Source organism: Ruegeria sp. C10 (genome assembly GCF_056537805.1).
Genome location: NZ_JBQFSC010000004.1, coordinates 98,792 through 110,042, shown reverse-complemented (window position 1 = coordinate 110,042; position 11,251 = coordinate 98,792). Strand labels below are relative to the sequence as shown.

The 11,251-nt window shown below is 57.6% G+C and carries 11 protein-coding genes; 7 read left to right on the top strand and 4 right to left on the bottom strand.

All coding sequences use genetic code 11. From position 1 onward, the window contains the following. Nucleotides 1–2: 2 nt before the first annotated feature. Entirely contained in the window at nucleotides 3–467 is a 465-nt protein-coding gene (locus ACR0DE_RS16850; RefSeq protein ID WP_170397127.1) for a (2Fe-2S)-binding protein, read from the bottom strand. A 99-nt stretch (nucleotides 468–566) separates the two neighbouring features. On the opposite strand from ACR0DE_RS16850, the gene ACR0DE_RS16845 reads away from it, so the two are divergent. Further along, a complete protein-coding gene (locus ACR0DE_RS16845) occupies nucleotides 567–1,145 on the top strand; it encodes a TetR/AcrR family transcriptional regulator (RefSeq protein ID WP_223117758.1) in 579 nt (192 codons plus the stop codon). Here ACR0DE_RS16845 and kynU read toward each other — a convergent pair. After that, a complete protein-coding gene (kynU, locus tag ACR0DE_RS16840; RefSeq protein ID WP_480754655.1) occupies nucleotides 1,138–2,331 on the bottom strand; it encodes a kynureninase in 1,194 nt (397 codons plus the stop codon). The genes ACR0DE_RS16845 and kynU overlap by 8 nt on opposite strands. A 196-nt stretch (nucleotides 2,332–2,527) precedes the next feature. Between kynU and ACR0DE_RS16835 the strand changes: the two genes are divergently transcribed. The 6 genes from ACR0DE_RS16835 (at nucleotide 2,528) to ACR0DE_RS16810 (ending at nucleotide 9,255) form a co-directional block, all read left to right on the top strand. Continuing rightward, on the top strand, nucleotides 2,528–2,977 hold the full coding sequence (locus ACR0DE_RS16835; protein WP_170397122.1) for a methyltransferase family protein: 450 nt from the start codon (nucleotides 2,528–2,530) through the stop codon (nucleotides 2,975–2,977). A gap of 132 nt (nucleotides 2,978–3,109) precedes the next feature. After that, entirely contained in the window at nucleotides 3,110–4,681 is a 1,572-nt protein-coding gene (locus ACR0DE_RS16830; RefSeq protein ID WP_170397119.1) for a Re/Si-specific NAD(P)(+) transhydrogenase subunit alpha, read from the top strand. A gap of 13 nt (nucleotides 4,682–4,694) precedes the next feature. Next, entirely contained in the window at nucleotides 4,695–6,149 is a 1,455-nt protein-coding gene (locus tag ACR0DE_RS16825) for an NAD(P)(+) transhydrogenase (Re/Si-specific) subunit beta (protein WP_480754376.1), read from the top strand. A gap of 158 nt (nucleotides 6,150–6,307) precedes the next feature. Further along, on the top strand, nucleotides 6,308–6,664 hold the full coding sequence (locus ACR0DE_RS16820; RefSeq protein WP_170663823.1) for a VOC family protein: 357 nt from the start codon (nucleotides 6,308–6,310) through the stop codon (nucleotides 6,662–6,664). A gap of 107 nt (nucleotides 6,665–6,771) precedes the next feature. Then, complete coding sequence (locus ACR0DE_RS16815) at nucleotides 6,772–8,049, top strand: DUF3422 family protein (RefSeq protein ID WP_170404096.1); 1,278 nt, start codon at nucleotides 6,772–6,774, stop codon at nucleotides 8,047–8,049. Nucleotides 8,050–8,118: 69 nt separating this feature from the next. Further along, nucleotides 8,119–9,255 (top strand): MFS transporter, encoded by a 1,137-nt coding sequence (locus ACR0DE_RS16810; protein ID WP_170397111.1) that lies wholly within the window; start codon nucleotides 8,119–8,121, stop codon nucleotides 9,253–9,255. A gap of 6 nt (nucleotides 9,256–9,261) precedes the next feature. Here the strand turns inward: ACR0DE_RS16810 and ACR0DE_RS16805 are convergent, their stop codons facing one another. Together ACR0DE_RS16805 and ACR0DE_RS16800 are read right to left on the bottom strand one after the other, a co-directional pair. Continuing rightward, a complete protein-coding gene (locus tag ACR0DE_RS16805) occupies nucleotides 9,262–10,242 on the bottom strand; it encodes an ABC transporter permease (RefSeq protein WP_170397109.1) in 981 nt (326 codons plus the stop codon). Then, nucleotides 10,235–11,242: an ABC transporter permease gene (locus tag ACR0DE_RS16800; RefSeq protein WP_170397107.1), complete on the bottom strand. Its 1,008-nt coding sequence runs from the start codon at nucleotides 11,240–11,242 to the stop codon at nucleotides 10,235–10,237. The genes ACR0DE_RS16805 and ACR0DE_RS16800 overlap by 8 nt, the downstream gene beginning before the upstream one ends. Between the last annotated feature and the right edge of the window lie 9 nt (nucleotides 11,243–11,251).

Here is an 11,251-nt window from a genome sequence, read left to right as displayed (position 1 = left end):
GCTCAAGCCTCCTTCAACTTGGCAGCGGCATCATGGATGGCCGCGCGGATGCGAGGATAGGTGCCACAGCGGCAAAGGTTGCCTTGCATCGCATCGTCGATGTCTTCGTCCGTTGGGGCCGGGTTTTCAGCCAGTAGCGATGCGGCCTGCATGATCTGGCCCGACTGGCAGTAACCACATTGCGCCACTTGGTGGTCAACCCAGGCCTTCTGGATCGTTGCCATGGCGTCAGGCGTGCCAAGCCCCTCGATCGTGGTGACATCACCCCAAACATCCGAGAGCGCTACCTGGCAGGACCGCACGGCCTCACCATCAATATGAACGGTGCAGGCACCGCAGGCAGCCACACCACAGCCGAACTTGGTACCGGTTAGTCCAACCTCATCACGCAGAACCCATAACAAGGGCACATCATCAGGCAGATCAACCTGATGGGTCTTTCCGTTGATCTTAAGGGCCGTCGCCATGGCGCACCTCTCTTAGCTTTGGCTGGTTTCTGACATAATTAATGAAATGTGTCAGCTTGTCAATTGACAAAATGAACAAGAAGTGTCAGAGGTTCTCGCATGACGAGTGTAAGTGAAGATTCCAAGACAGCGGCCATTCTGAAATCGGCATTTCAGGCCTTTGCGACCTATGGGTTTAAGAAAACTTCGATGGATGACATTGCCAAAGGGGCAGGGATGTCCCGGCCTGCGGTCTATCTGCATTTCAAGAATAAAGAGGCCATCGTTCGCGAACTGACGCAGTTTTATTATGGCGAGAAAGTCACCCTAGTCGCTGAAGCCTTGGCCAGCGAAGGTCCTTTGCCTCAGATCCTCGCGCAGGCGATCGAGGCGCAATCAAGCGGGATGGCTGATATTTTGGCCTCACCTCATGGGCTTGAAATGCTGGACGCGACCAAATCCATGTCGACGGATATCGTTCAGGAGGGTGAGGCCAAATTGACGCGACTTTACGCCGAATGGTTACGGCGCGAGGATGCGGCAGGTCGCGCGCATTTGCCTGTCGGCCCGGATGAGGCCGCAAAGACAATCACCACATCGCTGAAGGGCGTCAAGATGACAGCCTCCAGCGCTGAAGAGTTCGAACAAGGCATTTTGCAACTGGCCATGCTTTTGGGCGCGGCGCTTGAGGTCAGGTGACGCGCAGACGAACTTTGTATTCCGGTTTGTCCCACAGATTGTTGGTTATGATATCGGCCAGAATTTGGGCGGCCTGTTCTACATCCCCTTCATCGACATATAGCGGTGTAAAGCCAAACCGCATGATATCGGGCGCTCGGAAATCGCCGATCACGCCACGCGCGATCAAAGCCTGCATGGCAGCGTAACCTTCATCAAAATGAAACGAGACTTGACTTCCGCGCTGGGCTGGATCGCGGGGGCTTGCGAGTGTCAATCCCAGGCAGGTAGCCTCAACCCGGGTTATGAACAATTCGGTCAATTCGATAGACTTGGCGCGCACATCGGCCATTTTAGCCATGTCCCAGATATCCATCGCTGCCGACAGCGCTGCCATCTGAATGACCGGAGGGGTTCCGACCCGCATCCTCTCTATTCCCGCGCCGGGGCGATAGTCGAGATCGAAGGCAAAGGGGGCTTCATGCCCCAACCAGCCCGAAAGCGCCGGGCGCACGCGATCCGACAGACGCGGAGCGACATAGACGAACGCTGGCGCACCGGGACCGCCATTGAGGTACTTATACGTGCAGCCAACAGCGAAATCCGCGTTGCAACCGGACAGATCGACCGGGATTGCCCCCGCAGAATGGGCAAGGTCCCAGACGGTCACGACACCGTTCGCGTGGGCCAGTTCGGTCAAAGCCTTCATGTCATGCATACGGCCGGAACGATAATCGACCTCGGTCAGCATCAGAACGGCGACCTCTTCGGTGATATGTGCAGCGACGTTTTCGGGATCGACCACGCGCAGTTCGTAATCCGTTCCCAGTGATCGCAATAGTCCATCTGCCATGTAAAGATCCGACGGGAAATTGCCGTTGTCCGACAGGACGACCTTGCGGGTCGGGTTCAGCTCCAGCGCTGAGGCGACCGCCTGATAAACCTTGATCGACAGAGTATCGCCCACCACGACGCTGCCGGGCTCTGCCCCGATCAGCCGTCCGATCCGATCCCCCAGGCCGGTCGGCATGCCCATCCACCCGGCTTTGTTCCAGCCGGTGATCAGCAACTGACCCCATTCGTCCTTCATCATGCTTCCGACACGGTCACCGGCTGATTTCGGCAACGGGCCCAGAGAGTTACCGTCGAGATAAAGAACGCCCTCGGGCAGGTGAAACATGGATTTGGTTTTGGCGAAATCGGTCATGGCGAGGCTTTGTCTTTCTGAAACAGTCAGGTTGTAACTGGCTATCTGATCCCGTTGTGTCTGTCTATTGGTGCGGGTTGTCCAGCGCCCTGGGTCGATGCGACACCCTGCGCTTTTGCCAATGCGGTCAGAAAACGATAGGAGAGCGATCAGAAGCGACATCTGCCACCATGTGTCGCCGCGTGAAGGGACAGCCATGCGCCTGATCGACATACCACCTGTTTGGCTTGTGGGCTTTGCCTTGCTCGCCTGGGTCCAGGCCCGCGTGTTGCCGCTGGGGTTGTCTCTGGATGGGGCGGTGACAGATCTGCTCAGCGGCATACTGATCGGTGGCGGTATCATTCTGGCCGTGATGGCGGTAATCGAGTTCCGCCGGCACAAAACCACGGTCTTTCCGCACGAAACACCCTCGACCATGGTGCAGACCGGGATTTATAAGCGCAGCCGCAATCCTATCTATGTGGGCGATGTGCTGATCCTGACCGGGCTGATCCTGCGTTTTGACGCGGTGTTGTCGCTGGTGCTGATCCCGGTTTTTGTCTGGGTGCTGGAACGCCGCTTTATCATACCCGAGGAAGACCGTCTGCGCCGCACATTCCGCGCCGATTTCGCCCGGTATGAACGCAAGACCAGACGATGGATATAAGGGTGTGGTCATCATGACACAGCGTCATAATTGCTGCGCTTGCGAAATAATCTTGCGCAGGATACATGTCTGCTTGTCATTCTATGCCGAACACCCACCTGGCCTGAATCAAAAATTAGGGGGAACCGACTGGTGAAAATTGGGACGCCAAAGGAAACGTACAAGGGCGAGAACCGGGTCGCGATGACTCCGGACTCGGCTGTGCAGTTGCAGAAACTGGGCTATGAGTGCCTGATCGAAAAGGGCGCAGGCGCTGCTGCGGGGTTTTCGGACGCCGCTTATGAAGCCGCAGGCGTTGAGGTCATGAAGACCGCCGCCTCGCTTTGGAAGGCGGCGGATATTATTGCCAAGGTGCGTCAGCCCGATGCCACCGAACTGAAGCGTCTGACCAAGGATAAGACTCTGATTTCCTTCTTTAACCCGGCTGGAAATGAAGATGGGATGGAGGCCGCCAAATCCAAGGGCGCGACCGTGATCGCGATGGAGATGGTCCCGCGTATCTCGCGCGCGCAGAAGATGGACGCGCTGTCTTCGATGGCCAATATCGCCGGGTACCGTGCTGTGATCGAGGCAGGCAACAACTTTGGCCGTTTCTTCACCGGTCAGGTGACGGCGGCCGGTAAGGTACCGCCTGCCAAGGTGCTGATCGTTGGTGCTGGTGTGGCTGGTCTGGCCGCGATTGGGACCTCAACCTCGCTGGGTGCGATCACCTACGCGTTCGACGTGCGCCCCGAAGTGGCCGAGCAGGTCGAATCCATGGGGGCTGAGTTCGTCTATCTGGATTTTGAGGAAGAACAGCAGGACGGTGCATCGACTGGCGGCTACGCATCGGTCCAGTCGGAAGAATTCCGCAACGCCCAGCTTGCCAAGTTCCGGGAACTGGCACCCGAGATGGACATCGTCATCACCACGGCGCTGATCCCCAACCGTGAGGCACCTGAGCTTTGGACCAAAGATATGGTCGAAAGCATGAAGCCGGGTTCGGTCATCGTTGACCTTGCAGCGGAAAAGGGCGGTAACTGTAAACTGACGGTGCCGGATGAGAAGATCGTGACCGACAATGGCGTGACCATTATCGGCTATACCGACTTCCCCAGCCGGATGGCGGCGCAGTCATCGTCTCTTTACGCGACCAATATCCGTCACATGATGGCTGACCTGACACCCGAGAAGGACGGCAAGGTCAATCACGACATGGAAGATGACGTGATCCGTGGCGCGACTGTGACCCATGAAGGCGAGATCACCTTCCCGCCACCTCCGCCCAAGGTGCAGGCGATTGCGGCACAGCCTAAGGCCGAGGTCAAGGAACTGACACCGGAAGAGAAAAGGGCGCAGGAAATCGCGGCCTTCAAAGCGCAGACCAAGCAACAGTTCACGTTGCTGGGCGTCGGCGGTGCGTTGATGTTGCTGGTGGGGTTGATCGCTCCGGCCAGCTTCATGCAGCATTTCATCGTCTTTGTGCTGGCGATCTTTGTGGGCTTCCAGGTGATCTGGAATGTGAGCCACAGCCTGCACACACCACTGATGGCGATCACCAACGCGATCTCGTCGATCATTATCGTTGGGGCCTTAATGCAGATCGGATCAGGATCTTTCCTTGTCATTCTGCTGGCAGCGCTTAGCGTCTTCATGGCCGGAATCAACATCTTCGGCGGCTTCCTCGTAACCCGGCGCATGCTCGCCATGTTCCAGAAATCTTAAGGAGGCCGGGCAAATGGAATTTGGCTTCACTACTGCCGCCTATGTCGTTGCGGCTGTCCTTTTCATCCTGTCTCTGGGTGGATTGTCGAACCAGGAAAGCGCCAAGCGGGCGGTCTGGTATGGCATTGTTGGTATGGCGCTCGCGGTTTTTGCGACGCTGGTTGGTCCGGGTTCAGGCCTGTGGCTGCTGTCGTTGCTGCTGATCGCGGGCGGTGGTCTGATCGGTCAGTACGTGGCGCAGCGCGTCCAGATGACCGAGATGCCACAGCTTGTGGCCGCGATGCATTCGCTGGTGGGTCTCGCGGCTGTGTTCGTGGGATTCAATGCCCATTTCGAGATCGGCAATGTGGCACAAGTCATGGCGATTGCTGACAGTGCGTCTCAGGCAGACCTGTCCGATCTGGGGGCGTTCGCCAAGCTGATCGCCAAGAAGACCGCGGCCGAACTGGCGATCCTGCATGTTGAGCTGTTCCTCGGTATCTTCATCGGTGCGATCACCTTTACTGGATCGGTCGTGGCTTATGGCAAGTTGGCGGGCAAGGTGACCTCAGCGGCGACCAAGCTTCCGGGCGGTCATGCTCTGAACGCGGGTGCGGCTGCTTTGTCGTTCATCTGCCTGATCTGGTACACCAATTCGGGCGGTTTCTTCCCGCTGTTCCTGATGACGCTGGCAGCGCTGTTCATCGGCTATCACCTGATCATGGGCATCGGCGGGGCCGACATGCCGGTGGTTGTGTCGATGCTGAACAGCTATTCGGGTTGGGCGGCTGCGGCCATCGGCTTCTCGCTAGGCAACGACCTGCTGATCGTGGTTGGTGCATTGGTGGGCTCGTCTGGTGCAATCCTGTCCTACATCATGTGTAAGGCGATGAACCGTCACTTTGTCAGCGTAATTCTGGGCGGCTTTGGTGGCCCGCAGGGTGAACAGATGGCTGTTGAGGGTGAACAGATCGCCATCGAGGCAGATGGTGTCGCGGCGGCGCTGAATGATGCAGATAGTATCGTCATCATCCCCGGCTACGGCATGGCCGTGGCGCAGGCGCAGCAGTCGGTCTCTGAACTGGTCCGCAAGCTGCGCGCTAAAGGCAAAGAGGTGCGCTTTGCGATCCACCCCGTTGCCGGTCGTCTGCCGGGCCACATGAACGTGCTGCTGGCCGAGGCGAAGGTGCCGTATGACATTGTTCTGGAGATGGACGAGATCAACGACGATTTCCCGGATACGGATGTGGCGATCGTCATCGGCTCGAACGACATCGTGAACCCTGCGGCGCAGGAAGACCCGAACAGCCCCATCGCCGGGATGCCGGTGTTGGAATGCTGGAAAGCCAAGCAGGTGTTTGTGTCCAAGCGTGGTCAGGGCACCGGATATTCGGGCATCGAGAACCCGCTGTTCTTCAAGGAGAACACCCGCATGTTCTATGGCGACGCCAAAGCGAGCCTGGACAAGCTGCTGCCCATGATCGATTGATCAGAAGGGACAATCTGATTGCAAAGGGCGCCTGAGGGCGCCCTTTTCTTTTGTGATGAGATGGGGCTTGCCTTCAACCCCCTCAAGGTTTTTTTGCCATATGAAGCAAGCGGGCTGTGTTAAACTTGGCGAGTGTTCGGGATAGTCGGAGGCAGACCATGCAGAAGGTAAATGGAATTGGCGGGATATTCTTTCGGGCCCGTGATCCGCAGGCGTTGAGTGCTTGGTATGAGAAGCATTTGGGCGTCAATCACTACGATCCTGTGCCCTGGAAGCAGCGGGAAGGATATACGGTGTTCGCACCCTTTGCGCAGGACACCGAGTATTTCGGCCGCTCCGAGCAGCAATGGATGATCAATTTTCGTGTTGATGACCTGAGCGCGTTGATCAACCAACTACAGAACGCCGGAATCACCGTCGAGACGAACCCGGAGTGGGACAGCGAGGTCGGGAAATTCGCCCGCATCCACGATCCTGAAGGCAATCCCATCGAGCTATGGGAGCCGAATCAATAAGATAGCGGGATTGTATACCGTTGTATCCTTGTAAGTAATTGAAATAAATAAACAATTGATGTTGTGTCGGTCTGCCTTATAGTGCCGGTGATACACCGGAGCCTTACATGACGCCCATAGACAATCATCCGCTTCGCTATACGCTGGCCAATGAACTGCATGCACGCCCATTTCCGGTTGCACCCTTACCCAGCACGGTTGTGTTTCTGGCGATCAAGAAGCCCAAAGAAGCGGTTACGCGCGATCGTGGCGAGGATATGGCCCACCTGATCAATCTGCTGGATCGCCACGGCGCGCAGCACCCTCAGCCAGAAGCCACTCACTACGCGGGTCAAATCGGGCGTCATTGGCTGAAATGGGAACAACATACCGAGTTTGTGACCTATACCGCGATCACTCCGAACGTCAGTGAACGTGCATTCAATCCGGCAGACTTTGAGGTGTTTCCTCCAGACTGGTTGATGGCGAGCCCGGGGCAGCGGGTGACATCGGCCTTAATTCGCGTCGTCGAATACGAGGGAGATGAGGCGGCAAAGGCTTCGCTGGCTCAGTGGTTCGAGCCGGAAAGCCTAGCAGTGGCGCGGGTGCTGGATGATGCTGCGATCTGCGCTTGTGATTTCCGAATTGATCCGGCGGGGCATATGCGGCTTGCGATGTTTGTCAAGAAAGGCACCGGGCGGCGTCGGACCGGGCGGATCGTTCAGCGGCTGTGCGAGATTGAGACCTACAAGGCAATGTCGATGCTGGGATTTGCACGGGTCAAGCAACTGATGCCGCGCATCGGCGAACTGGATGGTCAATTGACCCGCCTGATGGGGCAGATGTCCGATGAAACAGCGCACCCAGACGAATTGTTGCCGGATCTTCTGTCTACCTCGATCGAGCTTGAGACACTTTCGGCACGGTGTTCTTTTCGGTTCGGCGCCACGGGTGCCTATGAGGCGATTGTCAATCAGCGCATCGAAGTGTTGCGTGAACAAAGATTCAATGGACGTCAGAGTTTTGCCGATTTCATGATGCGTCGTTATGACCCCGCGATGCGGACGGTTAAATCAACCGAGCGACGTTTGCAGGCCTTGTCCGACAGGGCTATTCGCGCCGGCGACCTGTTGCGTACCCGTGTCGATGTCGAACGCAGCGCTCAAAATCAGGCTCTGCTGGAAAGCATGGACCGGCGTGCTGATCTGGCCCTTAGATTGCAGCACACAGTCGAGGGATTATCTGTGGTGGCGATCAGCTACTATGCGGTGTCTCTGGTCAGCTACTTGCTCTACCCACTGACGCAGGCCGGGATTAGCAAAGGGATGCTGACGGCAATTGTGACCGTGCCTGTCATCCTTGCCGTTTGGTTCGGGGTGCGCCAGATCCGGAAGCGAATTGAATAAGCGGTCTATGCCGGGCGACGAATGATCTGTAGAACGGGTGGCGTTTGGCAGATTTTATGAGGATTCCCTGTGATCGGTATTGTTGCGGCGTGGCGGGCTGTGGCCGCCATGTTTATCCTGAACGGTGCGCTGTTCGGCATCTGGGCATCGCGCATACCTGCGGTTCGGGACAGGCTGGATCTGACGCACGAGGCGCTAGGGCTTGGTTTGCTGTTCATGGCAGCAGGGGCCGTTTGTTCGTTTCCGATCACGGGCCGTTTGACGGACAAGTTTGGGGCGGTGGCGATCACGCGGGTGATCGCGGTTCTCTACACCTTTTCCCTGATCCTTTTGGCTCTCGCCGGCGGGTTCTGGTCGCTTGCGGCGTTTCTGTTTGTATTCGGAGCCTTCCATGGCTCGATGGATGTTGCGATGAACGCCTGGGCGGCAGAGGTCGAACAGGCCTATGACAAGCCGGTCATGTCGTCCTTTCACGCGATGTGGAGCCTTGGAGCCGGACTGGGAGCGCTCAGCGGATACGGTGCCGTACAGATGGGGCTGTCGGTGTTGCAACATTTTCTGCTAGCGGGTGGCGTTGTCGTCGCGCTTGCGCTTGTTTTGTCTTGGGTACGCTGGACTTCGAAACGATCGGCTTCAAAACCTGGATCGGTGTTCGCTTTGCCGTCGGGTGCCCTAATCCTTGTGGGTTTCACAGCGCTGTGCGGCGCTTTGGGCGAGGGGGCTGTTGCGGATTGGAGCGCGATTTTCCTGCGTGACGTTACCGGTGCGGCTGAGAGTATCGCGGCGTTAGGCTATGCGGTCTTCTCGGTCACGATGGTTGCGTTCCGGCTTGCGGGCGGGGTGGTGATCGCGCGTTTCGGGCCTGTTGCAACAGCACGATTTGGCGGCGTTTGCGCTGCGCTGGGCGTGTTTGGCGTAGTATCGGCGGGAGGGGCAGGATTGGCTTTGGCAGGTTTTGCTCTGATGGGAGTGGGCTATGCGGTAATCATGCCTCTGGCCTTTAGCCGCGCGGCCAACGACCCGCATGTCCCGCCCGGACAGGCGATCGCAAGCGTCGCGACTTTGGGATATGGAGGTTTATTAATTGGGCCGCCTCTGATCGGATTTCTGGCCGAGTTGATGACGCTGAGATTTGCCTTTGCAGTTCTTTTGCCGCTGGCCGTTCTGATCATCGTATTGGCCGGCGCGCTGAAGCGCGCCGACTAAGTTCGCTTAACGTCCGCGAATACGTGGATCCAGCGCATCGCGCAGGCCGTCACCCAGATAATTTACACTGAGGACGGTTAGTGAGATCGCCAGTCCGGGCCAGAACACGCGCTCGGGGTATTGCTGCAGATAGTCGACGCCATCGAAGAGCAGCCGACCCCATGTCGGGAAGTCCGGCGGAAATCCGAGGCCGAGGAAGGAAAGCGCGCTTTCGGTGATGATCGCAGTTGCAATCCCCAGCGTGGCCGACACCATGATCGGAGACAGAACATTCGGCAGGATGTGCCGCGTGATGATCTGGCCATTGCTGGTGCCGATGGACCGGGCGGCCAGAACGAACTCACGCTCTTTGATCGCCAGCACATCGCCGCGCACGATCCGCGCTGTGGGCATCCATGAGGTGATGCCGATGGCGCAGACGATCAGGATGAAGATTCCACGCTCTAACCCGAAGGCAGCAGATAGCGGCTCGCGGAAGAGCAGCATCATGACCAGCAGCAGCGGTAGCAACGGCAAGGCCAAGAACAGATCCGTCAGGCGCATCAGTGGGCCATCCAGCCGTTTGAAAAACCCGGCCAGAACACCGATGAACGAGCCCAGAAACAGCGCCAACAGCATCGCGGTGATGCCGACTGACACCGATGTCTGACCGCCTGACATCATGCGAGCTAGGATATCGCGGCCCAACTGGTCGGTGCCAAAGGGATGCGCCCAACTGGGGCCCTGATTGCGCGAACGGATGTCGATCTGAGTGGGGTCGATGCTCCATAAGTATGGGCCCAGATAGACGCCTGCGACGATGAAGATGAACAGAATCGCTCCGATCATCGCGCCTTTGTGGGTCTTGAACTGGTCCCAGACATCGCGCCATTGGCTCCGTGGTGGGGTGGCCAGTTCTTCCATCACATCGGTGGTTGGCAGCGCTGTCGAGGCGGGCGCAAGCCCTTCGTCCGGGACCAGTGTATCGGTACGATCATGATCAGTCATAACGAATCCTCGGGTCCAGAATGCCATAGAGAACGTCGGCGATCAGATTGAACAGGACGATCAGCACGGCAAAGATGAAGGTCAGGGTTTGGACCATCGGCAGGTCGTTGGCCTGAATGGCACCGATCAGCAACTGGCCGATGCCGTTCACTTTGAACACCTGCTCGGTAATGATCGCTCCGCCGAAGATGGCCGGAATACCCAGCGCGATAACGGTGACCACAGGGATCATCGAGTTGCGCAGGACGTGGACCATGACAACCGTGTATTCGCTGAGGCCCTTGGCGCGGGCAGTGCGGACATAATCCTGATTAAGGTTGTCCAGCATCGAGGCGCGCATGAATCGGCTGAGCTGCGCGGTGATCTGCAGAGCCAGGACCATGACCGGCATGATCATCTGTTTCAGTTGTACAACAAAGCTGTCCCAGCTGTTGACCACATGGGTAGTATCATAGATCGACGGGAACCACCCAAGCTGGACTGAGAAGATCACGATCACCAATACGCCCGAGAAGAACGGCGGTACCGAGAAGCCGACCATCGACACGAATGTGCCCATTTGGTCGAACCAGGAATACTGGCGATAGGCCGAATAGATGCCGATGGGCAGGGCGATCAGGATGGCGACCACATAAGCGGTGCCGACAACCCACAGGGTCTGCGGGATGCGCTGAACGACGATGTCCATGACGGGTGAGCGGGTCTGCCACGAAATCACGCGCAGGTCACCTTCGGAGAAGGTTGTACCAAAGATCGAGTCGACCAGAACCTGCGGTTCGATCCAGAAGAACTGCACGATCCATTTCCAGAACCGGATATGCATCGGCTGACCGAGGCCCAGTGCCTCGCGCATCTTCTCTTTGACTTCGGGAGGGACGGTAAGTGGAACCTGCGCCATCGGATCGCCGGGTGCGAGTTCGAGGAGCAGGAAGATGACGAGGCTGATGAACAGTAGCGTGGGAACGGCCAGCACCAGTCGTCTGATGGTAAAGTTGAGCATTAAGAGGCG

What these genes read in the sequence shown, in the direction of transcription:
- ACR0DE_RS16850 (WP_170397127.1), bottom strand. Translation starts at nt 467, where the DNA reads ATGGCGACGGCCCTTAAGATCAACGGAAAGACCCATCAGGTTGATCTG.
- ACR0DE_RS16845 (WP_223117758.1), top strand. Translation starts at nt 567, where the DNA reads ATGACGAGTGTAAGTGAAGATTCCAAGACAGCGGCCATTCTGAAATCG.
- kynU (WP_480754655.1), bottom strand. Translation starts at nt 2,331, where the DNA reads ATGACCGATTTCGCCAAAACCAAATCCATGTTTCACCTGCCCGAGGGC.
- ACR0DE_RS16835 (WP_170397122.1), top strand. Translation starts at nt 2,528, where the DNA reads ATGCGCCTGATCGACATACCACCTGTTTGGCTTGTGGGCTTTGCCTTG.
- ACR0DE_RS16825 (WP_480754376.1), top strand. Translation starts at nt 4,695, where the DNA reads ATGGAATTTGGCTTCACTACTGCCGCCTATGTCGTTGCGGCTGTCCTT.
- ACR0DE_RS16820 (WP_170663823.1), top strand. Translation starts at nt 6,308, where the DNA reads ATGCAGAAGGTAAATGGAATTGGCGGGATATTCTTTCGGGCCCGTGAT.
- ACR0DE_RS16815 (WP_170404096.1), top strand. Translation starts at nt 6,772, where the DNA reads ATGACGCCCATAGACAATCATCCGCTTCGCTATACGCTGGCCAATGAA.
- ACR0DE_RS16805 (WP_170397109.1), bottom strand. Translation starts at nt 10,242, where the DNA reads ATGACTGATCATGATCGTACCGATACACTGGTCCCGGACGAAGGGCTT.
- ACR0DE_RS16800 (WP_170397107.1), bottom strand. Translation starts at nt 11,242, where the DNA reads ATGCTCAACTTTACCATCAGACGACTGGTGCTGGCCGTTCCCACGCTA.